The 23,523-nt window shown below is 68.0% G+C and carries 21 protein-coding genes and 1 tRNA gene; 8 read left to right on the top strand and 14 right to left on the bottom strand.

What is annotated here, in order from left to right; all coding sequences use genetic code 11:
* Positions 1 to 43 precede the first annotated feature (43 nt).
* From fusA to rpsL, 3 genes are all read right to left on the bottom strand, one after another.
* Positions 44 to 2,137, bottom strand: coding sequence for an elongation factor G (fusA, locus tag CVO96_RS12545; RefSeq protein ID WP_103312521.1), 2,094 nt, complete (start codon positions 2,135 to 2,137; stop codon positions 44 to 46).
* A gap of 216 nt (positions 2,138 to 2,353) precedes the next feature.
* Positions 2,354 to 2,824, bottom strand: a complete 471-nt coding sequence (gene rpsG, locus CVO96_RS12540) for a 30S ribosomal protein S7 (RefSeq protein ID WP_103312520.1) — start codon at positions 2,822 to 2,824, stop codon at positions 2,354 to 2,356.
* 163 nt (positions 2,825 to 2,987) lie between these two features.
* On the bottom strand, positions 2,988 to 3,392 hold the full coding sequence (gene rpsL / locus CVO96_RS12535; protein WP_103312519.1) for a 30S ribosomal protein S12: 405 nt from the start codon (positions 3,390 to 3,392) through the stop codon (positions 2,988 to 2,990).
* Positions 3,393 to 3,686: 294 nt separating this feature from the next.
* Here rpsL and CVO96_RS12530 point away from each other — a divergent pair.
* Both CVO96_RS12530 and CVO96_RS12525 read left to right on the top strand, forming a co-directional pair.
* Positions 3,687 to 3,776, top strand: a tRNA-Ser gene (locus CVO96_RS12530).
* Positions 3,777 to 3,988: 212 nt separating this feature from the next.
* On the top strand, positions 3,989 to 5,116 hold the full coding sequence (locus CVO96_RS12525) for a GGDEF domain-containing protein (RefSeq protein ID WP_133161794.1): 1,128 nt from the start codon (positions 3,989 to 3,991) through the stop codon (positions 5,114 to 5,116).
* Between the two features lie 74 nt (positions 5,117 to 5,190).
* Here the strand turns inward: CVO96_RS12525 and CVO96_RS12520 are convergent, their stop codons facing one another.
* Positions 5,191 to 5,646: a hypothetical protein gene (locus CVO96_RS12520; protein WP_103312517.1), complete on the bottom strand. Its 456-nt coding sequence runs from the start codon at positions 5,644 to 5,646 to the stop codon at positions 5,191 to 5,193.
* A gap of 528 nt (positions 5,647 to 6,174) precedes the next feature.
* Between CVO96_RS12520 and hflX the strand changes: the two genes are divergently transcribed.
* From hflX to CVO96_RS12505, 3 genes are all read left to right on the top strand, one after another.
* On the top strand, positions 6,175 to 7,887 hold the full coding sequence (gene hflX / locus CVO96_RS12515) for a GTPase HflX (RefSeq protein ID WP_207795311.1): 1,713 nt from the start codon (positions 6,175 to 6,177) through the stop codon (positions 7,885 to 7,887).
* A 101-nt stretch (positions 7,888 to 7,988) separates the two neighbouring features.
* Entirely contained in the window at positions 7,989 to 8,918 is a 930-nt protein-coding gene (locus tag CVO96_RS12510; RefSeq protein ID WP_243398340.1) for an endonuclease/exonuclease/phosphatase family protein, read from the top strand.
* Positions 8,919 to 8,992: 74 nt separating this feature from the next.
* Entirely contained in the window at positions 8,993 to 9,931 is a 939-nt protein-coding gene (locus tag CVO96_RS12505; protein ID WP_243398339.1) for an endonuclease/exonuclease/phosphatase family protein, read from the top strand.
* Between the two features lie 3 nt (positions 9,932 to 9,934).
* On the opposite strand, the gene CVO96_RS12500 is transcribed toward CVO96_RS12505, so the two are convergent.
* A complete protein-coding gene (locus tag CVO96_RS12500) occupies positions 9,935 to 11,065 on the bottom strand; it encodes a PQQ-dependent sugar dehydrogenase (protein WP_103312515.1) in 1,131 nt (376 codons plus the stop codon).
* Between the two features lie 152 nt (positions 11,066 to 11,217).
* Between CVO96_RS12500 and CVO96_RS12495 the strand changes: the two genes are divergently transcribed.
* A complete protein-coding gene (locus CVO96_RS12495) occupies positions 11,218 to 11,430 on the top strand; it encodes a hypothetical protein (protein WP_103312514.1) in 213 nt (70 codons plus the stop codon).
* Positions 11,431 to 11,594: 164 nt separating this feature from the next.
* Here CVO96_RS12495 and CVO96_RS12490 read toward each other — a convergent pair whose 3' ends face one another.
* The 9 genes from CVO96_RS12490 to CVO96_RS12450 form a co-directional block, all read right to left on the bottom strand.
* Positions 11,595 to 12,278, bottom strand: a complete 684-nt coding sequence (locus CVO96_RS12490; protein ID WP_103312513.1) for a M48 family metallopeptidase — start codon at positions 12,276 to 12,278, stop codon at positions 11,595 to 11,597.
* A 169-nt stretch (positions 12,279 to 12,447) separates the two neighbouring features.
* Positions 12,448 to 13,332 (bottom strand): KPN_02809 family neutral zinc metallopeptidase, encoded by an 885-nt coding sequence (ypfJ, locus tag CVO96_RS12485; protein ID WP_103312512.1) that lies wholly within the window; start codon positions 13,330 to 13,332, stop codon positions 12,448 to 12,450.
* A 181-nt stretch (positions 13,333 to 13,513) separates the two neighbouring features.
* Entirely contained in the window at positions 13,514 to 14,191 is a 678-nt protein-coding gene (locus CVO96_RS12480; protein WP_279326991.1) for a transposase, read from the bottom strand.
* The gene (locus tag CVO96_RS12475) at positions 14,089 to 14,577 is read right to left on the bottom strand and encodes a winged helix-turn-helix domain-containing protein (RefSeq protein ID WP_103310445.1); all 489 of its coding nucleotides are present in this window, start codon (positions 14,575 to 14,577) and stop codon (positions 14,089 to 14,091) included. Before CVO96_RS12475 ends, CVO96_RS12480 begins: the two co-directional genes overlap by 103 nt.
* A gap of 180 nt (positions 14,578 to 14,757) precedes the next feature.
* The gene (locus CVO96_RS12470) at positions 14,758 to 15,792 is read right to left on the bottom strand and encodes an ABC transporter ATP-binding protein (protein WP_103312511.1); all 1,035 of its coding nucleotides are present in this window, start codon (positions 15,790 to 15,792) and stop codon (positions 14,758 to 14,760) included.
* Positions 15,789 to 17,426, bottom strand: a complete 1,638-nt coding sequence (locus CVO96_RS12465) for an ABC transporter permease (RefSeq protein ID WP_103312510.1) — start codon at positions 17,424 to 17,426, stop codon at positions 15,789 to 15,791. Before CVO96_RS12465 ends, CVO96_RS12470 begins: the two co-directional genes overlap by 4 nt.
* Positions 17,427 to 17,529: 103 nt before the next feature.
* The gene (locus tag CVO96_RS12460; protein ID WP_103312509.1) at positions 17,530 to 18,000 is read right to left on the bottom strand and encodes a hypothetical protein; all 471 of its coding nucleotides are present in this window, start codon (positions 17,998 to 18,000) and stop codon (positions 17,530 to 17,532) included.
* A gap of 103 nt (positions 18,001 to 18,103) precedes the next feature.
* Positions 18,104 to 19,105 (bottom strand): extracellular solute-binding protein, encoded by a 1,002-nt coding sequence (locus CVO96_RS12455; protein ID WP_103312508.1) that lies wholly within the window; start codon positions 19,103 to 19,105, stop codon positions 18,104 to 18,106.
* 69 nt (positions 19,106 to 19,174) lie between these two features.
* The gene (locus CVO96_RS12450; RefSeq protein ID WP_103312507.1) at positions 19,175 to 20,194 is read right to left on the bottom strand and encodes a D-alanine--D-alanine ligase family protein; all 1,020 of its coding nucleotides are present in this window, start codon (positions 20,192 to 20,194) and stop codon (positions 19,175 to 19,177) included.
* 248 nt (positions 20,195 to 20,442) lie between these two features.
* Here CVO96_RS12450 and CVO96_RS12445 point away from each other — a divergent pair, with 248 nt between their 5' ends.
* Both CVO96_RS12445 and CVO96_RS12440 read left to right on the top strand, forming a co-directional pair.
* Positions 20,443 to 22,161, top strand: a complete 1,719-nt coding sequence (locus CVO96_RS12445; protein WP_103312506.1) for an ABC transporter substrate-binding protein — start codon at positions 20,443 to 20,445, stop codon at positions 22,159 to 22,161.
* Positions 22,162 to 22,471: 310 nt separating this feature from the next.
* On the top strand, positions 22,472 to 23,494 hold the full coding sequence (locus CVO96_RS12440) for an ABC transporter permease (RefSeq protein ID WP_103312505.1): 1,023 nt from the start codon (positions 22,472 to 22,474) through the stop codon (positions 23,492 to 23,494).
* Positions 23,495 to 23,523 lie beyond the last annotated feature (29 nt).

Here is a 23,523-nt window from a genome sequence, read left to right as displayed (position 1 = left end):
AAAACCCGCCTTGCGGCGGGCCTCCCTGTGCCAGGCGGCGTCCTTACTTCTTCATCAACTGCTGGGCCAGGTTGTTGGGCACCTGGCTGTAGTGGTCGAAGAACATCGAGTACGAGGCGCGGCCCTGGGTCATCGAGCGCATGTCGGTGGCGTACCCGAACATCTCGCTCAGGGGCACGAAGGAACGCACGATCTGGGCATTGCCGCGCGCTTCCATGCCCTGGATCTGACCACGGCGCGAGTTCAGGTCGCCGATGATGTCGCCCATGAAGTCGTCGGGCACGGTCACCTCGACGCGCATGATGGGCTCGAGCAGGGCGGGGGCGCCCTTCTGCACGGCTTCCTTGAGGGCCATCGAGCCGGCGATCTTGAAGGCCATTTCCGAGGAGTCCACTTCGTGGTAGCTGCCGTCGTAGATGGTGACCTTCATGTCCACCACCGGGAAGCCCAGCATGGGGCCGGACTGCATGGCCTCTTCGATGCCCTTCTGGGCCGGGCCGACGTATTCACGGGGCACGGTGCCGCCGACGATGGCGTTCTCGAAGACGAAGCCGCTGCCGGGTTCCAGGGGCTCGGCCTTGATCTTGACGTGACCGAACTGGCCGCGTCCGCCGGACTGGCGCACGAACTTGCCTTCCACGTCGACCGCGCGGGTGATGGTCTCGCGGTAGGCCACCTGCGGGGCGCCCACGTTGGCATCGACCTTGTACTCGCGCTTCAGGCGATCCACCAGGATCTCCAGGTGCAGCTCGCCCATGCCCGAGATGGTGGTCTGGCCGCTTTCCTGGTCGGACTCCACGCGGAAGGTGGGATCTTCCTCGGCCAGCTTCTGCAGACCGATGCCCATCTTTTCCTGGTCGGCCTTGGTCTTGGGCTCGATGGCCAGCTTGATCACGGGCTCGGGCACGTCGATGCTCTCGAGCAGCACGCGGTCGTCGCCGTCGCCGATCAGGGTGTTGCCGGTGCCCGAGTCCTTGAGGCCGATCACGGCGCCCAGTTCCCCGGCGCGCAGTTCGGTCACTTCCTCGCGGGAGTTGGCGTGCATCTTGAGCAGACGGCCCACGCGCTCACGCTTTTCCTTGGTGGCGTTGTACACGTAGGAGCCCGACTGCAGGGTACCCGAGTAGATCCGCACGAAGGTCAGGCGGCCCACGTAGGGGTCGGCCATGATCTTGAAGGCCAGCGCGGCCATCTTGCCCTCGGGGTCGGCGGGGAACTCCACGGTGTCCTCGGAGTCCTCGACCTTGCCCTTGATCGCGGGCACTTCCAGCGGGCTGGGCAGATAATCCACCACGGCGTCCAGCAGCAGCTGCACACCCTTGTTCTTGAGGGCCGAGCCACACAGCACCGGGAAGATGCGCTTCTCGATGGTGCCCTTGCGGATCGCCTTGACCAGTTCCTCGACGGTCGGCTCCTCGCCTTCCAGGAACTTCATCATGACGTCTTCGTCGACCTCGGCGGCGGCCTCGATCATCTGGGCCCGCATCTCGGAGACCTTGCCCATGTACTGCTCGGGAATCTCCGAAATGGTGATGTCGTCGCCCAGATCGTTGTTGTAGGTGTGGGCCTTCATGCGCACCAGATCGATGATGCCCTTGAACTCGCTCTCCTCGCCCATGGGGTACTGGATGGGCGCAGCGATGGCGCCGAGGCGCTCCTTGATGTCGCGCAGCACCAGTTCGAAGCTGGCGCCGGTCTTGTCCATCTTGTTACTGAACGCGATGCGCGGCACGCCGTAGCGGTCGGCCTGGCGCCAGACGGTTTCAGACTGGGGCTCGACGCCCTGGCTGGAGTCGAACACGGCGACGGCGCCGTCCAGCACGCGCATGGAACGCTCGACTTCGATGGTGAAGTCCACGTGACCGGGCGTGTCGATGATGTTGACGGTGTATTCCTCGCCGGTCGCGGAGTGCTTCCACTTGGCGGTGGTGGCGGCGGCAGTGATGGTGATGCCGCGCTCGCGCTCCTGCTCCATCCAGTCCATGGTGGCGGCGCCGTCGTGCACCTCGCCGATGTTGTGGGTGCGGCCGGTGTAGTACAGGATGCGCTCGGTGGTGGTGGTCTTGCCAGCGTCGATGTGCGCGGCGATCCCGATATTGCGGAAGTGGGTGAGATAGCTCTGGGCTTTGGTGGTCATGAGACTCCCTGATGGTGAGCCGCTCCGGTGCTAGGCACCGTCACGGAGACTGGCTTTGGCGAGGAGAGGGACAGCAGACTGTCCGTCATCTCAGCGTTCATCCCACTGTATTTCGCACCAATCGGAACCGCGCCGCTTGCTGCTCCATTCCGTGAGATGAACGCCCTTCCCTTCTCGCTCCGCTCGGGTTTCGGGGACAAGCCCCTCGACCAGGGATTACCAGCGGTAGTGGGCGTAGGCGCGGTTGGCTTCCGCCATGCGCTCGATGTCGTCCTTCTTCTTGATGGCGCCGCCACGGCCCTGGGCGGCGTCCATGATCTCGCCGGCCAGACGCTCGATGGCGGTGCGCTCGGGGCGGCTGTCCACGGCACTGATCATCCAGCGCAGGGTCAGGCTCTGCTGACGGCGCGGGCCGACTTCCACGGGCACCTGATAGGTCGAGCCTCCCACGCGGCGGCTGCGAACCTCCACGCGCGGCTTGACGTTGTCGAAGGCCTGCTTGAAGATCTTCAGCGACTCCTGGCCGGTGCGCTCCTGCACCAGCTTCATGGCGCCGTAGAAGATGCGGCTGGCGAGGTTCTTCTTGCCATCCTGCATGATGCGGTTGATGATCGCGCTGACCAGCACATCCTGATACACCAGATCGGGCTGGATGGGGCGCACTTCTGCTTGGCGACGACGTGCCATGTTCTCTCCCTTGACTCTTGACCCGGGCGCTCTGCGCTCCAGGTCGACGCCTGACTTCAGGCGGACGCGACTTGCTTCATTGGCATCACCCCTGTGCGGGACGCTGACCATTCACCCGCTCGGAGCGCACGGAGCCGCAGCCCCCGCGCTCGACGCGGCAGGCTTACTTCTTCTTGGCGCCCGCAGCGGCCGCGCCGGCCTTGGGCTTCTTCGTGCCGTACTTGGAGCGGCTCTTGTTCCGGTCTTTCACGCCCTGGGTGTCGAGCGAGCCGCGCACGATGTGGTAGCGCACGCCGGGAAGATCCTTCACACGGCCGCCGCGGATCAGCACGACGGAGTGTTCCTGCAGGTTGTGGCCCTCGCCGGGGATGTAGGCGGTGACCTCGAAGCCGCTGGAGAGGCGCACACGGGCGATCTTGCGCAGCGCCGAGTTGGGCTTCTTCGGGGTGGTGGTCTTCACGACCGTGCAGACGCCACGGCGGAAGGGGCTGCCCTTGAGGGCAGGAACCTTGCTCTTCTTCTGGAGGGTCAGGCGACCTTTACGGAGCAGTTGCTGGGTGGTAGGCAGGGGAAATCACTCCTAGCTGGGTGGTGTCGAGAGGGTGTGCGTCTGCCCACGCGTACGGGGCAGCACTGGGTTGGCTCAAGCGGGCGGGAGGTGGTCACACACCCCCTGTGAAGCTGTCAGCATCAGCTCCGGGGCGGTCAAGTGCCGAAAAACGCCGTGACGCAACCCATGAATCCGGGCCGTTTTCAACCTTGTGATGATACCGCGCCCGGCATGAGGGCGCAAGCCGCCGGGCCTGTTGTCATTGCGGGGAGCTGTGCTACACTCCCTTTCGCCCATTGCTCTACCGAGTGCGGAGAGGTGCCAGAGTGGTTGAATGGGTCAGTCTCGAAAACTGAAGTATGGGCAACTGTACCGTGGGTTCGAATCCCACCCTCTTCGCCAGCCGGCGCCGCTTCCTTCGGGGGCGGCGCTCTTTCTAGAGGTCATGGCCTGGTCGACCCTGGCGGCCGGTCGTCCTGAACATCCTCTGGTCGGCGGCCAGCCCCCGGTTTCCTTAAGGCGACCCGGCGACGTCGACCCCCTCCACACCGGAGGGATTGCCCCAGGGTACGCCCTGCCTTTACTGTATTCACATCAAGACCGCAGCCACATCCTTGCCGGACAGCTCGGGGCCGTCACCGCTGGAGCGTCAGCTCCACGAGATCCGGTTCTGGATCGTCGTGCTGACCAACGCGGCCTTCCTGCTGTACACCGTCAGCGCGACCGTACTCGACCCCGAGCCGCTGACCCTGCGCACCATCCTGAACGGCGATCACACCAACCGCTACCTGGGCTTCCTGATCAGCGGGCTGGGCCTGCTGGCGACCCTGCGCTGGCCGCGCGCCGTGACCCTGATCTACGGGCCCTACCTGCTGGCGCTGCTGGTGGTCAGTGTGATCGAGGTGCGGAACACGGTGCAGACGGCCATCATGCCCTTTCACCTGGCGCTGTGGCTGAGCGTGAACATGGCGATCGTGTTTCTGGTGTACGGCGCGCGGCGGGGACTGGCCCTGTGCGGCGCGATCCTGGGCGCCATCGCCCTGGCGTTGCTGAGCGTCGCGCCTCTGCACGACTACCTGCTCATCGACTGGATCACCACCCTGCTCGTCATGACCCTCTCGGGGGCCACGAGCTACATGCTGATCTCGCTGATCGAGAGCAACATGCTGATCAACGAGCGCACCATCGCGGAGCTGAGATCGGCGCGGATCGACGCGGTGACCGGGATCTATGGCCGCGCCCACATCGAACAGCTCATGGAGGAGCAGTTGCAGGTCACGCGGGTCAATGGCGAGCCCCTGAGCGTGATCATGGGCGACATCGACCATTTCAAGTCGATCAACGACCGCTTCGGCCACCAGCACGGCGACGAGGTGCTGCGGGCCTTCGCGCTGACCCTGCGACGCTGCGCCGAACCGCTGGGCGGCGTGGTCGGGCGCTGGGGCGGCGAGGAGTTCATGGTGGTGCTGCCGGCCCGCTCCGCCGAGCAGGCCCGCGCGCTGGCCGAGCAGGTCTGCCACATCCTGGGCGAGCAGCGCATGGCGGAGATCGAGGTCACGGCCAGCTTCGGGGTCTCCAGCTCGGCGTCCGGTTCCAGGCCGGGCACGGTGGCCGGCCCGGCGTTCGGCGCGGTTTCCAGTTCACTGCCCCGCGTGCCGGAATTCAGCGCCAGCGATCTGGTCATCGCCGCCGATCAGGCCCTCTACCGGGCCAAGCACGACGGCCGCAACTGTGTGCGCTGATCGGGGCCCAGCGAGGCCCACTGCGTTGCCCTGTAGATGTGGCCGGGTGGACTGACGGCCTGGGCCGGGCGGCCTCAGCCGGCCCGCAGGTTCAGCAGGTGAAAGCGCAGGGCGCCCGCGAGCGTCACCGCCTGCAGCAGCGTGCCCTGGGCCTCCCGCCAGCCGCCCGCGTCCAGCGGCAGGTACAGGGCGCCGTAGAAGGCTTCCCCGGCGCGGGCCAGCGCCACCAGCTCCGCACGCCAGTCCCCCTCGTGCTCGGGGCGCCACTGCTCGGGATCGCGGGGGTCGCTCAGCAGGGCGTGGGGATCGGCCAGCCGCGCGGCGCCCAGTTCCAGCGCCTGCTGGAGCTGCAGCGTGAGCTGCGCGGGGGTGGGCCGGCCGGGCGCCGGGGGCTGCGCCGCCTGGGCATAGGTGTAGGCGTGAACCGTGGCCAGCAGCCCGGCGCCCGCCTCGCTGTACAGGCCGCGCAGCCCCTCGGGGCCGTACAGCAGCTCACGCAGGGCCTCACGAAGCAGCTCGGGGCTGGACATATTCGGGAGTGTAGCGGGCTTCAGGCCGGGTGAGGGTGGAGGGTGTGCCCAACCCGCCGTGACGGTGCACGGCATCAAGCTCACGCCCGGGCACCGGATCGTTCGGTGGATCGAGCGAGACCGGGTGCTGGGAGGAAGACGCCGGCTGAAGGGTGGCCGAGCCGCGGCCGGGGTGGTTCGCAGGGCCGGGACGATGGACTGTTCGGACGTTCCCTCCACAGTCCACTGCGCCACAGCGGCAGGCAGAAGAGAGCCGCCCGGCGCCGCACGACCTCTCCCCTACGCCACCATGCCGATGCGCCGCGCGCCGCCTCTCCCCTACCCTGAACCCACGATGATCAAGCCGAGCTTCATAAACACCTTCAAGTGATTGCACACGTTAGGCGCCGGCCCGTTCCCTTAAAATGAGGCCAATGCCAGAACGTAGGCCCACCCTGCTGCGCGGACGATGTCCGGGTGGCCTGGAATGCGTTTTACCCGACAAACACTCTTCTCTTGCCCACAAGGAAGTGACCCACCATAGATAAAGTGCTTGGCAATACCTCGGGCCTCAGGCCCGCCCAGATCAAGTCCCTGAGCAACCTCTACCGCCGCCGCATCGAGCCGGGCCGCGTGGGCTCGCCGGAACTGGCGCGCAACCTCGCCGAACTCTCGGACGACATCCGCCGCGAGGTGAGCGTGCTGATCGACCGGCGCGGCCGCGTGCTCAGCGTCTCGGTGGCCGACGCCAAGGGCGCCGAACTGCCCGACCTCCGCATGGGCGAGAACCGCCTCGCGGGCTTTCACCTGCTGCACACCCACCCACGCGGCGGAGCGCTGAGCAAGGGCGACCTCTCCACGCTGTTCCTCAGGCGCCTGGACGCAGTGAGCGCCATCGAGGTGCGGGGCGAGGGCCAGCCGGGGCTGGTGCACACCGCCCACCTCACGCCGCCCGGCACGGTGGGCGAGGAAGAGGACTGGCGCATCCTGCCGCCCGTGCCCGCCTTCCAGATCGACGAGTTCGACCTGGGCGCGCAGGTCACGGCGCTGGAGGAGGAAATCGCCCGCGCCGCGCGCACACGTGTCTCGAAAAAAGACCATGAGCGCGCCATCCTGGTGCAGATCGACCAGGGCGAATTCGACGCCGAGGAGCGCCTCTCGGAGCTGGCCGAACTGGCGCGCACGGCCGGCGCCGAGGTCGTGCACAGGGAACTGGTGTTCCGCCGCCACCTGAAGGCCGGCACGCTGGTCGGGGCCGGCAAGCTGGAGGAACTGACCAGCCGGGCCTACCACCTGGACGCCGACCTGCTGATCTTCGGGCAGGAACTGGGCCCGGCCCAGGCGCGCGAGATCGAGGCCGCCACGGGCCTGAAGATCATCGACCGCACGCAACTTATTCTGGACATCTTCGCGCTGCACGCGCAGGGCGTGGAATCTCGGCTGCAGGTCGAGCTGGCGCAGCTGCGCTACATGAAGCCCCGCCTGCTGGGGGCGGGGGCGGCCCTCTCGCGCATCGGGGGCGGCGGGGGCAGCGCGGCGGGCGGCGCCATCGGCACGCGCGGGCCGGGGGAAACGAAGCTGGAGCTGGATCGGCGGCGCATCAACGACCGCCTCAGCTTTCTGGAAAAGCAGCTCGAAGGGGTCGCGCAGCGGCGCGAGGAACGCCGCAAGACCCGCGAGCGCAACGCCGTGCCGGTCATCTCGATCGTCGGGTACACCAACGCCGGCAAGAGCACGCTGCTGAACGCCTTCACCCACGCGGCCGAGGAACCGCGCCGGGTGCTGGCCGAGAACAAGCTGTTCGCCACGCTGCGCCCCACCTCCCGCCAGGGCTATCTGGAGGGGGTCGGGCCGGTCGTGCTCACCGACACCGTGGGCTTTATCCGCGACCTGCCCAAAGACCTGACGCGGGCCTTCCGGAGCACGCTGGAGGAAATCGGCGACGCCGACGTGCTGCTGCACGTGGTCGATGCCGCCAGCCCCGGCGCCGACACCCGCCTGGACGCGGTCAACCGCATCCTGGAGGAGCTGGGCTTCGTGGGCCTGCCCACCGTGATCGCGCTGAACAAGGCCGACGCCGCCGACCCCGACGTGCTGGAACGCGAGATCGAGCGCACCGAGGGCGGCATCCCGGTCAGTGCCCTGAAGAACATGGGGATTGCGGAGCTGAAGGAGGCCCTGACGGACGCGGTGGCCCTGGTGCAGCGCACAGAACTGGCCCAGCGCGAGGAAGCGAAGGAACTGGCCGCGCAGTACCGCTAGGATTCTGTGGATGATGGGGCGGAGGCCGCAGCCTCCGCCCCTCTCTCTGGCTCTCTCTTTGGATGGACGTCCGCCGCCGGCCCGTGTGGCAGCCTACGCCGGTGACCCCCGCCTGGATCTATCTGCTGCTGGTCGCCCTGACCTGGGGGCTGGGAGAGGTCGTGGGCGAGCGGACACTGCCGACCCTGCTGCTCGCCTACGCCCCGCCCCTGCTGTGGCTGCTGCCGGCGCCGCTGGTGGTGGGCTGGGCGCTCTGGCGCCGGCAGGGACGCCGGGTGGCGCTGGCGGGAGCGCTGCTGGCCGCGTGGGGGGCAGGACTGCTCCATGGGCGACCCCAGGCCGAGGGCGCACTGCGGGTCGTGACCTACAACGTCCTGCAGGGCCGGCGCGCCACGCCAGAGCACCTCGCCCGACAGCTCGCCAGCCTGAACGCCGACGTGATCCTGCTTCAGGAGTCGAACTTTACGCGGGCCGACTTCGGCGAGGCGCTGCAAGACGGCCTGCCGGGATACCGGGCCGTCCTCGCCACCGAGGTGACCACGCTGACCCGCCTGCCGCTGCTGGACAGCCGCCGCGTGGCCCTGCCGCGCCACCACCGCGACGTGCTGGTCACGACGCTGCGCTGGGAGGGCCAGCCGCTGACCGTGGTCAACGCGCACCTGGGGACGGTGCAGGTCGTCGACGCGCTGGCCGGCGACTTCGCCTACCTGCGCCGCACCCGCGATGCCCGGACGGCGCAGGTTCGGGCGCTGGAGGACATCGCCACTTCTCCCCACGGGCCGCTCCTGCTGGGCGGCGACCTGAACACCCCGCCGCGTGGGCCGGTCTATCGCCAGCTCCGCAGGGCCTTCGGCCCCGACGCGCATGACCTGGCCGGACGCGGGCCGGGCTGGACGTTCCCCTCGCTGGCCGTCCGGATCGACCATCTGCTGACCCGCGACCTGACGCCGACCCGTACCCGGACCTTGCCCTGGACGCTCAGCGACCACCGGCCCCTGGTCGTGGACTACCGGCGTCTGGAGTCCCGGTGATGGCCCAGAGACGACTGGACAGCCGCCCCCAGGGCCGTGACGCTCCGCCCGCCACTGTGAAAGGCTGGCGTCCGATGTTCCGCTCCCGACTGTTCCGTTCCAGACTGGCTTGGCTCTATCTGATCGGTGTGGCGCTGATCTGGGCGGCGGCGGATCTGATCGGCGAGCGCACCCTGCCCACCCTGCTGCTGGCCTATACCCCCGCGCTGGTCTGGCTGCTGCCCGCCCCGCTGGTGGTGCTCTGGACACTGGCGCGGCGGCGCGGGCTGGCCGTGGCCCTGGCCGGAACACTGCTGGCGGCCTGGAGCGCCGGCCTGCTGCACTGGCGTCCCCAGACCCAGGGCGAGCTGCGGGTGCTGACCTTCAACGTGGCGCGCGGGTACCAGACGACCCCCCAGAGGCTCGGCGCCCTGCTGGCCGGCAGCCGCGCTGACATCATCCTGCTGCAGGAGGCCAATTTCGCCGAAGGCGGCTACGACGAGGCCCTGGCCCGCGCCCTGCCCGGATACCGGGTGCTGCGCGCCTACGAGACGACCACGCTGACCCGGCTGCCGGTGATCTCATCGCGCAAGGTGAACTACCCGTCCGACTGGCGGGAGGTGCTGGTCACGCGGGTGCGGTGGCGGGGACAGCCGCTGAGCGTGGTGAACGCCCACCCGGGCCGGCTCAAGTTCGGGAACGCCCTGGCCGGCGACTTCACGCTGCTGCGGCCCAGCCTGACGCAGCGGGCCGGGCAGATCGAGACCGTACTGGACGTGATCGGGGGTGAATCCGGCCTGCTCCTGCTGGGCGGCGACCTGAACACCCCGCCGCGTGGCCTGACCTACCGGGCCCTGCGACGGGCTGCCGGGCCGGACGCCTTCGAGCAGGCTGGACGCGGCCCCGGCTGGACGTTCCCCAGCCTGAAAACCCGCATCGACCACCAGCTGAGCCGGGGGCTGACGGCCACGCGCGCCCGGGTACTGGACGCTCGCGAGAGCGACCACCGGCCCCTGCTGGTCGAGTACCGCTGAGGCTCAGTTGCCGCCCGTGAGCTTCAGGATGCGGCCGGAACCGTATTCCGCCACATACACCTCGCCGGCCTCGTCCTCACCGAAGGTGCTGGGGCTCTCCACCTTGCCCAGCGTGCGCTTCGTCCAGGTCGTGCCAGTGGCGGGCGCGGCCCAGACGGTGCCGGAGGCGAAGTCCCCGAAGACGTACTGGCCCTTCAGGGCGGGCAGGGCGCGGCCCCGGTACACGTAGCCACCGGTGATGCTCTGGCCTTCCTGGCGGCCGTAGACGAGCACCGGCTCCCGGAAGCCGCCGGCCTTGCAGTTCTGCTCGTAGCACTGCCGGCCCTCGCGCACGCGCCAGCCGTAATTCTCGCCGCCCTTGCTGGCACGGGGCTGGAAGTCCACCTCCTCGAAGGCGTTCTGCCCCACGTCCGCGATCACGAGGTTGCCGCTCTCGCGGTCGAAGGAGAAGCGCCAGGGGTTGCGCAGGCCGTAAGCCCAGACGTTCGCGTTGGCGCCCTGCCGGCCCGCGAAGGGATTGCCGGCGGCCGGCTTGGCACCTTCGCCCTTCACGTCGAAGCGCAGCAGTTTGCCCAGCGGCGAGGCCAGATTCTGCGCGTTGTTCTGGGGATCGCCGCCCGAGCCGCCGTCGCCCAGGCCCAGGTACAGGAAGCCGTCGGGGCCGAAGGCGAGCTGGCCGCCGTTGTGGTTGGCGTAGGGCTGTTTGGCGGTGAACAGGATCCTGGCGCTGCCGGGATCGGCGCGGCTGAAGTCGGCGGCCGCGGCGTAGCGGGCGAGTACGGTGTCGCCGTTCTGGTCGGTGTAATGCACGTACAGGCGGCGGTTGGTCTTGTAGGCCGGATCGAAGGCCAGACCCAGCAGGCCCCGCTCGCCGCCCGCGCGGGTCAGCCCGCTCAGGTCGAGGAACGGCGCGGCCCGCAGCTTGCCCCCCTCGGCCACGCGGATCAGGCCGCTTTGCTGGGCGATGTACAGCCGCCCCGAGCCGTCGCCCGCGTGGGTGATGGCCGTGGCCTGCTCCAGCCCGCTCAGGACGGGGGTGAAACGAACCTGCTGCCCGGACGCCGTGCCCAGCCCGGCGCCCAGCGCGCAGGTCAGGAGGAACGCCACCGTCTGACGAGCTGTTACGGAAGTCATGACCCAGTGTGCCGTGTCCGGCCGGGGGCCGAGTGTGACGTCCGACCCTGCGGCGTGAAGGCGCCTTCATGGGTTTTTGCCCCGGGGGCACGGCTCCCGCCGGCAGAGTGGCGCCATTCCCTCGTTCTGGCCCTGACCCTGGAGGTTCCACCATGACCGATTCCTACGACCGCCCGCCGGCCCCCGCCACCGAACCCACCGACCTGCCCGCGCCCATGCCCGAGCGGATGCCCGGAGCGGGCGACACCGGCCCGTTGAGCGACCCCCCGATGAATCCCGACCTGCCGGGGATGCCCGAGCCCGGCCCGACCCCCAACCCGGATACGCCCGGTCTGCCGAGCCCCACGCCCATGCCGGCGATGTGAACTCCGGCTTTCCGCTGCCCTACAGCATTTGTCAAAAGAGCTGTTCACTTTTGACCGAACGAAGTGAGTGAATTTGACGGAGTATTTGGGGCTTGCAAAGCTGCGAAGCAGAGAATGGAAGCATCAGACGCCCTTTGTCTGATGCTGCAATTCGGACAAATGCCCTAAAGGGTGCTGCCCCACTCCCGGAGCCAGTCGCGGTGCTGGCTGTAATCCGGCATGATGCGGGCCACGTGGCTCCAGTAGCGGGCCGAGTGGTTGAGTTCATGCAGGTGGGCCACCTCGTGCAGCGCGACGTAATGCAGCACCTCCAGGGGCGCGCGGCTGAGCTTCCAGTGCAGGCGGATGTCGCCCTTCGCGGTGCAGCTGCCCCAGCGGTACTGGGCCCCGCTGACCCTCACCTGGCCCAGCCTGACCAGTGCGTCCAGACGACCGGCGTAGTCCTCGACCAGCGCCCGGTACGGTTCCAGACAGGCGCGGCGCGTCCACGCCTCGATCCTCTGCTGAACGTCCTCTCTCTCACCGGGCGCGAGGCGCAGGGTACCCCCGTCGCGCTGGACGCCCCTGACCCCAGGCGTGAAGTCGAGCCTCAGCCCCTGGCCCAGGAAGGGCAGGCTGGAGCCGTGCCCGAACGACAGCTCCGAGGTCGGCCGCGCGGCGTACTGCGCCAGATGGTGGGCGATCCATTCCTGCCGGGCGTCCACGATCTGACGCAGGCTGGCCAGGGGCACACGGGCGGGCGCATACAGCGTGATCTCTCCAGGCCGCACCTGCAGGGCCACGGTGCGGCGCTTCGCACTCCGCCTGAGCTGAACGGGTACCCCCTCTATCGCCCACGGACTGGTCATCCCTGAAAGCAAAGCGCATCCGGCCCCCGACCGGGGGGATGCGGTTCACGATTGACGGGAATTGCCCGGCGGGGGCGTCCTTCAGGTCACGCGGACAGCTGAAGGAGGCGGGACGTGGAACTTCCCTCCACGTCCCGCCTCCCCTGCCCAGGTTCAGATCAGCTCAGGTTCAGAGCTGGGCGTAGGGCACCCCGAAGGTGTCGCACTGGTTCGGGTTGCCGGACTTGAAACCGCGCATGAACCAGTTCACCCGCTGCTCGCTGGAGCCGTGCGTGAACGAGTCCGGTACCACCCGGCCGCGCGACTGGCGCTGCAGGTTGTCGTCTCCTATGGCCTGCGCCGTGTTCACCGCCTCCTGCACGTCTGCCTGGGTGAGGCTGGCCTGGGTCTGCACCGAGTTACCCCACACGCCCGCGAAGCAGTCGGCCTGAAGTTCCATCCGCACGCCGTAGGAGTTGGCTTCGGCCTCGGAGCGGGCGGCGCGCTGCTTGCGCTCGACCTGGTCGGCGATGCCCAGTTCGTTCTGGACGTGGTGGCCGACCTCGTGCGCGATCACGTAGGAGTACGCGAAATCGCCGCCGCCGCCGAGGCGCTGCTGCATGGTGGCGAAGAAGCTGGTGTCGATGTAGACCTTGTTGTCCAGCGGGCAGTAGAACGGCCCGACCGCGCTGCTGGCGGCGCCGCAGCCGCTCTGGGTGCCCTGGCTGTACAGCACCAGGGTCGCGGGCGTGTAGGTGCGGCCCGCCTGCTGGAACACGCTGCCCCAGACCTGATTGGTGCTGCCCAGGATCTTGTCGACAAACTGGTAGGACTCGTCGCTGGCGGGAGGCCGGTCGGACTGCGGAACCGACGACTGGGAGGGAGCCGACTGTCCCGGAACCGCGCCGCCGCCACCGCCCAGGATCACCGAGGGGTCGATGCCGAAGAACATGGCGATGAGGGCGATGATCAGGCCGCCGATGCCCCCGACCGCGATGCCGCCGCCGGGCAGGCCGCCCGCTCCACGGCGATCCTCGACGCCGCCGCCACTTCCGGGAAGATTGTTCCAGTCCATAACAGGTGTGTGCTCCTTGGTGTGGCCGCCCCGGTGGGTGCGGAGCGTGTGGGTGGAAAGGGGAAAGGCCGCCCCGGCTCCTGAGCTGTTCCGGGCGTGGCGTGAGGGCATTGTAGGTCGGAGGCCCCCGACCCGGCCTGACCCAACCTTAAAACTGTGGCTGGAGGGGACTCATACCGGACTAACATGAATTCAGGGCATGGCGTATCCAGGGGAAAGCGGTCAGCGACTGCACTTCGGACGGTGACGCCATCAAGCGCTGGCACTCGTGGCTCAAGACGTCTTGCACGTCATCCAGGGTCGTGAAGGTTCGGTTCGCCAGGGGACGCTTGACTCGACCGACCAGCGGTTCTGCTGGGGACAGCTCCGGGGTGTAGGGGGGAAACGTGACCAGCAGCATCGTGGGGGGCACGGTCAGCTGCGGGCTGGTGTGCCAGCCCGCACCATCCAGCAACAGCACGATGATGTCCCGCCCAGTCGGATTCACCGCATCGTTGAAGGCCGCCAGGGCCACCTGCATGACCGCCGTGCTCACTGTCGGCAGGATCAAGAAGTCACTCGTGCCGGTGACCGGTTCCACGAAGACATAGACGTAGAGCCACTGGAACCCCCGATGCTGCACCGCGATGGGTCGCTGGCCGACCTTGGCCCACACCCGCATGAGCACAGGTTTGAGCCCAGCGCGGCCTTCGTCCTGAACAAACAGGCGTACCCGCTGGTGCGGGTACGCTGCCTGCGCCGTGCGCAATGTTTGGGCTACTTTTTTTTGAACGCCGCCTGCACGTCTGGATCGGCCGCCAGATGGTGACGGGGACGTGGCAGCTGCACACTGAACCCCAGGCGTTTGAGATACCCCCACGCACACACCTCGGTGATCGCCACCGCAAAGTGCTCGTAGATGTACGCCTGGGCGGTGCCGCTCGTCCACACCCCGCCCCTGGGCGGGGTCTCCATCAGCGCCTCCGAGAGCTGCCGCTGCTGATCGGGGGTCAGGGCGGGGTCGGAGTGGTTGTCCTGACGTTTGTCGCGCACCGCCTCAGGGCCGTGCTGGTTGTATCGGCGCACCAGGGTGCTGATGGTGTTGCGGTTGTACCCCGTGGCATCAGCGATCTGGCGCGGGGGATACCCTTTGGCTTTAAGCCACAGGATGTGCCAGCGGGAGCGTTCGACCGGACGGTGGGCCGATCGATACGACGCTTCAAGTTCCGTGACGGTTCGGTACGGGTGCAGTGGCAGCGTGTCCATGCTTGCAACTCATCTTAATCCCGTATCATACGGACTCCGACCCCAGCCCGCTGAAAGAGAGGGGAAGTCCGACCAAAGGAACTCGGAGGGTGGCGGAGCCCAGAAGAAGGGGTGGGGTTCCGGGAGATGGACGTGCATCCGGTGCTCTCCCGGATGCGCCGGAACTGGACGAAATCCGTCTCAGCGCACGACCCGCGCGGGCTGCGTGACCTGCACCCGCACCTGATCGCCCTCGGCGCGCACCGGGGAGCCGCTGTCGTGGATCACCAGTTCCTGCCCGCCCACCGCGCCCGACAGATGCACCGTGTAGGTCGCGTCGTGGCCGCGGAACTCCCGCGCGACGATGGTCACGGGCGTGCCGGCCGGGTCGTCGGTGAAGGCCAGATGTTCCGGGCGCACCGAGACGAGCACCGGGCCGCTGGCCGCCTCTGCCAGCGGCAGGATGCCCAGGATGGTGCGGGCCATGAAGCGGTCGGCGGTGCCCCCCAGCAGGTTGCTGCGGCCCAGGAAGTTCGCCACGAAGGCGGTGCGGGGCCAGGCGTAGACCTCCTGCGGGGTGCCGCTCTGTTCGGCCCGGCCGCCGCGCATGAGCACCAGGCGGTCGCTGAAGGCCAGCGCCTCCTCCTGGTCGTGCGTGACCAGAATGGCGGTGGTGCCGCTGCGCCGCAGGATCGAGCGCACCTCCTGGCGGGTCGAGTAGCGCAACTGGGCATCGAGGTTGGAAAAGGGCTCGTCGAGCAGCAGCAGGGCGGGGCGCGGGGCGAGCGCGCGGGCCAGGGCGACGCGCTGCTGCTGCCCGCCCGAGAGCTGGTGCGGCATCCGGGTCTCGAAGATGGTCAGGCCCACCAGCGCCAGGGTCTCGCGGGCGCGGGGCAGCCGCTCGGCGCGGGGCAGGTGCCGCAGCCCGAACAGCACGTTGCCCAGCACGTTCAGGTGCGGGAACAGCGCGTAGTCCTGAAACACCAGCCCGACCCCCCGGCGCTCGGGCGGCACGAAGGGCTCGGTCAGCTCGCGCCCGGCGATGCGGATGGAACCGCCGTCCGGGCGCTCCAGCCCGGCGATCAGACGCAGCGTGGTGGTCTTGCCGCAGCCCGAGGGCCCCAGCAGCGTCAGCAGTTCGCCCGCCTGCGCGCTCAGGCTCAGGTCGTCGACCACCGGCGGCAGCCCCGGCGCGAAACGTTTGACAAGGTGGCTCAGTTCCAGCGTGGGGGTCATGTCGGTTCCTTTCGAACGGCGGCGGGAGTGGGTGCCCTGGCCCGGCCCTGGGCCCTGGGCCGTCTGCCCTCCGCCCTCTGCCCCCGGCCCTCCCGCCGCAGGATCAGCAGCGTGAGCACCGCCCCGCTCAGCGCCAGCGCCAGGGCGTAGGGCGCGGCGCTGGCGTACTGCGCTTCTTCCGTGTAAGTCCAGACGTTGCGGGCCAGCGTCTCGAAGCCGATGGGCGAGAGCAGCAGGGTCAGCGGCAGTTCCTTGAGCACGCTCAGGAACACGAAGGCGGCGCTGACCAGCAGCCCCGGGCGGATCAGCGGCAGGGTCACGCGGGTCAGGGCCTGCCACGGCGTCTGGCCCAGCACCCGGGCGGCTTCCTCCAGGCGCGGCGTGGCGAGGCTCAGGCCGGTGCGGATCGGGCCGATGGCCTCCGCCACGAAGTGCAGGGTGTAGGCGATGATCAGCAGGGTGAAGGTCTGGTAGAGGGAGGGCGTGACCCGAAGGCTGAAGAACACCAGAGAGAGTGCGAAGGCCAGCGGCGGCGTGGCGTAGCCCAGGAACGCCGCCCGCTCGGTCAGCCGGGCCGCGCGCGAGGCGAAGCGGTTGCCGATGTACGCCAGCGGAAAGGCCAGCGCCGTGGTGGTCACGGCCGCGAGGGCGGCGGCGCCCAGGGCCGATTTCAGCGCGGCCAGCAGCGCGGCCCAGGCAAAGGGGCTCTGTTCCAGCCGCAGCCAGTACAGGATCGTGCCCAGCGGCACGACCAGCGCCGCACCCGCCAGCACGGCCACGAAGGCCCAGGCCAGCGGCGCCCACGCGCCCACCCGCAGGGTCGGGAGCTGCCGCGCCGTGGCCGGCGAGACCCGCGCCAGGAACACGCCGCGCATCAGCCGCGATTCCAGCCACAGCACCGCCCCGGTAATGAGGAGCAGCCCCAGCGCCAGCCACGCCGAGTACACGCGGTCGTAGGCGGCGGTGTACTGCTGGTAGATGGCGGCGCTGAAGGTGGGATAGCGCATCAGGCTGACCACCGCGAAGTCGCCCAGCACGTGCAGGGCGATCAGGAGGGCGCCCGACAGCCAGGCGGGGCGCAGATGCGGCAGGGTCACGGCCCGGAAGGTCTGCATGGGGGTGCGGCCCAGCAGCCGCGCCGCGTCCTCCAGGGCGGGGTCGAGAGAACGCAGCGCCGCGTGCAGGTTCAGGAACAGGTAGGGAAAGGTGAACAGCGTCAGCACGCCCAGCGCCCCCCAGTAGCCGCTCGGGCCGGGCCAGCGGACGCCGGTCAGCGCCTCGATGGTGCCGCCCGCGCCGCTGGCCGCGATCAGCGCGTAGGCGCCGACATAGCCGGGAATCGCCAGCGGCAGCACGCCCAGCAGCATCAGTGCCCGCCGGGGCCGGAAGTCGGAGCGGGCCGCCAGGAAGGCCAGCGGCAGGGCCACCAGGGTGGTGGTGAGCAGCACCGACACCGTGAGTCCCAGGGTGTTGCCCAGCAGCTCCAGGTTCCGCACCCGGAAGACGATCTCGCGCAGCTCCGTCCACTCGGCCCCGAAGGCCCGCAGCACCAGATACGACAGCGGCAGCAGCACCCCCGCCACCGTGAGCAGGGCAGGCAGTGACAGCAGCAGGGGAAGGCGGCGGTTGGTCATGGGCAGGGAGAGGCCAGAAGGCCAGACTGCGCCACGATATCAGAGCATCTTGGTCAGGATTCCGGGGCAGGCGTCCTGAACGCGGTGGAGGGAAAGGCGGGGGTCAGGGCGGGGCGGCCGACGACCGGCGAACCCGAACCCACCCCCACCCCAGGCCGAGCACCGTGCCCAGGAGCAGTCCGGGAATCAGCCCGGAGGAGACCTGCGCCTTGGCGGTTGGTGGCACCAGCGCCCCGAGCAGCGCGTCGGCCCCCAGGCCGCTCAGCAGCACACTGGCCGTGAGCGCCGCGCCCAGCCCCAGGCTGACCCAGAGGGCTTCAGGTCTGGCGGGCCGCCGACCCCCGAGCAGCCGGGGCACGGCGGCGAGCAGACTCAGGACGGCGCCGAGGGCCAGGTAGACGAGCACGAAGCCCCGACTGAAGGAGTCGGCCAGCAGCACGGCGCCGAGCATGGCGGCCAGGGCCAGCCCACCCAGCCCGGCGGCGACCCCGGCCCAGCGCCCCTGCAGCTGCACCTGCACGCGTCCCAGCGTGAGCCCGAGGAGCAGTCCCAGTGCCCAGCCGATCAGGGTCATGGCGGCAGTAGAACACGGAAGGGCTTGCCCTGGACAGGAGACTGGACAAGAGATCAGCCCCCACGCCTTGTCGGCGTGGGGGCGAGGATCACGAGGGGTGTGCTTACAGCAGGCCGGCGTCGCGCAGCAGCTTCTGCGCCTTCTCGATGTTCCTGGTCAGGTCGGTGGGATCGACCTTCGGGCTGCGCTTCACCACGTCGGCGTAGGGCAGCATGGTCGTGGGCTGCAGGATGTTGCCGATCACCGGATACTCGAAATTCACGCTCAGGAAGAAGGTCTGGGCGTCCTTCGCGACCAGCGCGTTCAGGAAGCGCGAGGCGCTGGAGGTGTTCCGGCTGGTCTTCAGGATGCCCGCCCCGGTCGCGTTGCCCAGGTTGCCGATATCGCCCGCCTTGAAGAAGTAGGTGTCGATGGGGTAGCTCAGTCGGTTCACGCGCTGGATGTAGTAGTGGTTGGTCAGGGCCACGTCGATCTCACCGGCACGCATGGCCTCCAGCATCCCCACGTTGCTGGTCTTGTAGTCCTTGGGTTCCAGGGCCTTCATGCCCTCGATCCAGGCTTTGGTGGTGGCCTCGCCGTGCTTGGCGATCATGCCGGCCAGGAAATCCTGGAAGGAGGGGTACGAGACCGTCCAGCCGATGCGGCCTTTCAGGGCCGTCATCTTGGGCAGGTCGAGCACGCTCTGGGGTAGCTGCTCGGGCTTGATCTTGCCGGTGTTGTAGGCCAGGGTGCGGAAGCGCACGGTGGTGGGCAGCCAGGTGCGCGACTCCGGCAGGTAGTCGTCGCTGATGTTGCGGGTCAGGGCCGTGCCCAATTTCGTGAACCTGCCCTCCTGGGCCAGCTCGCCCAGCGCGCCCACCGAGTTGCCCCAGTACACGTCGGCGGGGCTGCGCGCCCCCTCCTCGCGGATGGCGGCGACCAGTTGGGCGTCCGTGCCGTAGCGCACGTTGACCTTGATGCCGGTCTGCTTCTCGAACTGCTGCACGATGGGATCGACGAAGGTCTTGGCCCGGCCCGAATACACGGTCAGGCTCTTGGGGGCGGTCTGGGCCGACGTGGTGCTGGCGAGCAGGAGGGCGGTGCCGATGAGCAGGAAAGGCTTCATGCCCGTAATCCTAAGTAAACCACTCGGATTAATAAGGTACTTTTGTCCCGAAGCGGGAATGCCCGCGGCTCAGCGCTGCTCCAGGGCCAGTTCCACCAGCCGGGTGACCAGATCGCTGTAACTCAGGCCCGCCGCCTCGAGGAGTTTGGGATACATGGAGGTGGTGGTGAAGCCCGGCATGGTGTTGACCTCGTTGAGCAGCAGTTCCCCGGTCGCTTCGACATAGAAGAAGTCCACCCGCGCCAGCCCGGCGCAGTCCAGCGCCCGGAAGGCCTGCAGGGCCAGGTCGCGGGCGCGCGCGGCCACCTCGGCGGGCACCAGCGCGGGAATGTGCATGGTGGCGCGGCCCTCGGTGTATTTGGTCTCGTAGTCGTAGAACTCGGCGTCGAAGCTCAGCTCGCCGACCGGGCTGGCGACCGGCGCGTCGTTGCCCAGCACGCCGACCTCCAGTTCGCGGGGCCTGTGGCTGGTCATCGCCTCCAGGATCACGCGGCGATCCAGGCTGAAGGCCAGCTCCAGCGCCTGGTCGAGTTCCCCCGGGCCACTGACCTTGCTGATCCCCACACTGGAACCCAGATTGGCCGGCTTGACGAACAGCGGGTACCCCAGGGCGGCCGCCTGCTCGCGCACCGCGTCCGGCGTCTGCTGCCAGCCGCGGCGGATGGCCAGCGCCCACCGCACCTGCGGAATGCCGGCTGAGGCCAGCACCTGCTTGGTCATCACCTTGTCCATGCTGACCGCCGAGCCCAGCACGCCGCTGCCGACGAACGGAATGCCCGCCAGGGTCAGCAGGCCCTGTACCGTGCCGTCCTCGCCCATCGGCCCGTGCAGGATCGGGAACACGGCGTCGTAGCCCTCGGCGCTGGCGGCGCGGTGCAGCACGAGGTCTCCCCCGGTGGCGGCCTCACCGGTCTCCAGCGCGTGGAGGGTCTGGGTGGGGGGCAGCCAGCGGCCTTCCTTGGAGATGACGACCGGGGTGACATCGAACTGATCGACGGGCAGCGCGGCCAGGACGCTGCGCGCGCTCATCAGGCTGACCTCGTGTTCCCCGGACTGACCCCCGGCCAGCAGCAGAATCCGTTTCTTCACGCGGGGCAGTATGTCACGCCTCCTTCACGCCCCTGCCACAGGGCACACCTGTTGCACATCCAACTCATCAGCCCCGGTTGAGGCGGCGCGGGTGAAGACAAAGTGCCCCAGTCCTCATTCTGATGGATTTCACATCTACGCCGATTGACCTACGCTATGATGCTTGGCGTTCACATACTAGACAGGTGACAGACGAGCTTGGCACAACGCTTAGACACCGTCCTCACCGTCAATAGCTCAGGAGGCATATGAAGAAATTTGCAATGCTCAGCTCTCTGCTTATCGTCAGCGCGGCCCTCGCCGCGGCTCCCAAGGACACCCTGGTCATTCAGGAAGCTGCCGATATTCCCACGCTCGACCCCGGCGTGACCTACGACACCGCCTCGGGTGCGATCACCGAGAATATCTACGAGACCCTGGTGACCTACTCGGGCGCCAGCCTGACCAAGCTCGAGCCCCTGCTGGCGACCAAGTGGACGATCTCCAACGGCGGCAAGACCTACACCTTCGACCTGCGCAAGAACGTCAAGTTCCACACCGGCAACCCCATGACCTGCGCCGACGCCGAATACTCCTTCGAGCGCAACCTCGTGACCAACTCGGCCGACTCCGGCAACTGGTTCATCAGCGAGTCCCTGCTGGGCACCGGCAGCAACGCCAAGGACGACAAGACCATCACCTGGGCACGCATCGACAAGGCCGTCGAGTGCAACAACGCCGGTCAGCTGGTCTTCAATCTGCCCAAAGTCGACCCCGCCTTCCTGGCGAAGCTCGCCTACACCGGCCAGAGCATCCTCGACTCCAAGCACGCCATCTCGCTGGGCGAATGGAGCGGCAAGGAAGCCGACTGGCAGGCCAACGTGGGCAAGGATCTGCAGAACTCCAAGCTCAGCCAGCAGCCCAGCGGCACCGGCGCGTACAAGTTCGTCCGCAAGGACGCCAACGCCCTGCTGGCGACCGCCTTCGACGACTACTGGGGTAAGAAGCCGGCGATCAAGAACGTGATCATCCAGAAGGTGGCCGAACTGGCCGCCCGCCAGCAGGCCTTCCTGCGCGGCGACGCCGACCTGGTGGAAGGCGGCGGGCGTGCGGTGGACGAAGAGCAGATCAAGGGCAAGCCCGGCGTGGTCTGGATCGACGATCTGCCCAACACGGTCGCGACCGGCTTCTTCATGAACCAGAACATCAAGAACAACGGCCTGCTGGGCTCGGGCAAGCTGGACGGCAAGGGCATTCCCGCCAACTTCTTCAAGGACGTGAACGTCCGCCGCGCCTTCAGTTACGCCTTCAACTACGGGCAGTACATCACCGACGTGCAGAAGGGCAAAGGCAAGCAGCGCACCATGCTGCTCCCCGACACCTTCCCCGGCTATGACGCCAAGGTCAAGCAGTACAAGTTCGACGCCAAGCAGGCCGAGTCCTACCTGAAGCGCGCCTGGGGCGGTCAGGTCTGGAAGAACGGCTTCACCATCACGGCCAACTACCGTGCTGGCGCTGTTCCCTCGCAGACCGCGATGGAAATCCTGAAGAAGAACATCGAGTCGCTGAACCCCAAGTTCAAGATCAACATCCAGGCCAAGCCCTGGAGCGAGATGCTGAACGACTCGCGCGACGGCAAGGAAGCCATGATCATCATCGGCTGGGCGCCCGACTACGCCGACGCCGACAACTTCATGTACACCTTCTACTCCAGCAACGGTTACTACTTCCCGCGCAGCAACTGGAAGGACGCCCAGGTCGACAAGTGGCTGGATCAGGCCCGTTCCACGGTCAACACCGCCGAGCGTAACCGGCTCTACTCGCTGGTCGCCAACCGCGCCTACGAGCAGGCTCCGTACATCCTGATGCCCGCCGGCGTGAACTACCTCGCCATCCGCGACAGCGTCGTGGGCGCCTCGAAGGCCACGTACAACCCCATGATCAGCTTCCAGACCGGCACCTTCTGGAAGGAACTGAGCAAGAAGTAAGCCCGTAGCGGCGCACTTCCCGCAGAAGCGGGCGGACAGGCTCTGAGGGCCGCCGCCCGCTTCTCCCGTTGACCGGGGGCCGGGCGGAGCAGGACAGAGGCAACCCCACCTGGATCCACCTGGACACCTTTGCGCGCTGCCCCCTGTTGATTTAAGCTGAGCGGTCAGGGCGTTGCGCGTGACGACTGCTCGCGCCTCTGTCTTGCACCTCGACCCGCCCCGTCTGCCCGGCCTCCCGGCACGACCTGTCCGCCCTCCCGCCGGCGCTGTCCACCCTGCCCGGCACTCCTGAATTCCCACGAGGCCCTCCATGCTCAATTTCATCGTGCGGCGACTCATCCAGATTCCCCTGGTGATGCTCGTCCTGTCCCTCATGATCGTCGGACTGACCCAGTTGCTGACGCCCGAGCAGCGTGTCGCACCCTATATCCGCAGCGAACAGCAGGCGGCCCGCCTGGAGCAGATCATCGACGAACGCGGCCTGCGTGATCCCTTCGCCGTGCAGTACAGCCGCTGGCTGGGCAGCACCCTGAAGGGGGACCTGGGCTATTCCAGGGCCAGCAGCCAGGACGTGGTCGAGACCATCCGGATCAGACTGCCCGCGACGATCGAACTGACGATCCTCACGGCGATTCCCATCCTGCTGCTGGGCATCTGGCTGGGCACCCTGAGCGCGTTGCACAAGGACAAGCTGATCGACCAGATCATCCGGGTGCTGGTGGTCTTCGGCTACAGCCTGCCCACCTTCGTGCTGGGGATTCTGCTGCTGGCGGTGTTCTACGCCTATCTGGGCTGGCTGCCCGGCGCCGGACAGGTGAGCGTACTCAACCAGTTCGCGCTCGGCGACCTGAGACGCTACACCGGAATGCTGTCGGTGGACGCCGCCCTCAACGGGCGCTGGGACATCGCCTGGGACGTGATCCAGCACATGATCCTGCCGTCGCTGACGCTGGTCACCGTACTGTCTGCGAACATCGTGAAGGTCATGCGGAACAACATGCTCGAAGCGCTGACCAGCGATTACGTGCGGACCGCGCGGGCAAAGGGACTGTCATCGCGCACGGTGAACAACAAACACGCGCGCCGCAACGCCCTGCTCAGTATCGTGACCCTGGGCGGCTTCCTGGTGATTGGCCTGCTGGGTGGCTCGCTCATCACGGAGACCATCTTCGCCTACCCCGGCGTGGGCCAGTGGGTCGTGCAGGCGGCCCTGCAGACCGATCTGGCGGCGGTGCTGGGCTTCGCGCTGCTCTCGGCCGTGATCGTGGTCGTGGTCAGCACGGTGGTCGACATCCTGTACGGCGTGATCGACCCGCGTGTGAGGTTCGACTGATGCCCGCCACGTTCCATCACTTCCTGTCC

The sequence above is a fragment of the Deinococcus koreensis genome (assembly GCF_002901445.1).
GTDB classification, from domain to species: Bacteria; Deinococcota; Deinococci; order Deinococcales; family Deinococcaceae; genus Deinococcus; species Deinococcus koreensis.
Note: the sequence above shows the minus strand (reverse complement) of the source record. Positions and strands in the feature narration are given on the sequence as shown.

What these genes read in the sequence shown, in the direction of transcription:
- fusA (WP_103312521.1), bottom strand. Translation starts at nt 2,137, where the DNA reads ATGACCACCAAAGCCCAGAGCTATCTCACCCACTTCCGCAATATCGGG.
- rpsG (WP_103312520.1), bottom strand. Translation starts at nt 2,824, where the DNA reads ATGGCACGTCGTCGCCAAGCAGAAGTGCGCCCCATCCAGCCCGATCTG.
- CVO96_RS12520 (WP_103312517.1), bottom strand. Translation starts at nt 5,646, where the DNA reads ATGTCCAGCCCCGAGCTGCTTCGTGAGGCCCTGCGTGAGCTGCTGTAC.
- CVO96_RS12505 (WP_243398339.1), top strand. Translation starts at nt 8,993, where the DNA reads ATGTTCCGCTCCCGACTGTTCCGTTCCAGACTGGCTTGGCTCTATCTG.
- CVO96_RS12500 (WP_103312515.1), bottom strand. Translation starts at nt 11,065, where the DNA reads ATGACTTCCGTAACAGCTCGTCAGACGGTGGCGTTCCTCCTGACCTGC.
- CVO96_RS12495 (WP_103312514.1), top strand. Translation starts at nt 11,218, where the DNA reads ATGACCGATTCCTACGACCGCCCGCCGGCCCCCGCCACCGAACCCACC.
- CVO96_RS12490 (WP_103312513.1), bottom strand. Translation starts at nt 12,278, where the DNA reads ATGACCAGTCCGTGGGCGATAGAGGGGGTACCCGTTCAGCTCAGGCGG.
- ypfJ (WP_103312512.1), bottom strand. Translation starts at nt 13,332, where the DNA reads ATGGACTGGAACAATCTTCCCGGAAGTGGCGGCGGCGTCGAGGATCGC.
- CVO96_RS12475 (WP_103310445.1), bottom strand. Translation starts at nt 14,577, where the DNA reads ATGGACACGCTGCCACTGCACCCGTACCGAACCGTCACGGAACTTGAA.
- CVO96_RS12470 (WP_103312511.1), bottom strand. Translation starts at nt 15,792, where the DNA reads ATGACCCCCACGCTGGAACTGAGCCACCTTGTCAAACGTTTCGCGCCG.
- CVO96_RS12465 (WP_103312510.1), bottom strand. Translation starts at nt 17,426, where the DNA reads ATGACCAACCGCCGCCTTCCCCTGCTGCTGTCACTGCCTGCCCTGCTC.
- CVO96_RS12460 (WP_103312509.1), bottom strand. Translation starts at nt 18,000, where the DNA reads ATGACCCTGATCGGCTGGGCACTGGGACTGCTCCTCGGGCTCACGCTG.
- CVO96_RS12455 (WP_103312508.1), bottom strand. Translation starts at nt 19,105, where the DNA reads ATGAAGCCTTTCCTGCTCATCGGCACCGCCCTCCTGCTCGCCAGCACC.
- CVO96_RS12445 (WP_103312506.1), top strand. Translation starts at nt 20,443, where the DNA reads ATGAAGAAATTTGCAATGCTCAGCTCTCTGCTTATCGTCAGCGCGGCC.
- CVO96_RS12440 (WP_103312505.1), top strand. Translation starts at nt 22,472, where the DNA reads ATGCTCAATTTCATCGTGCGGCGACTCATCCAGATTCCCCTGGTGATG.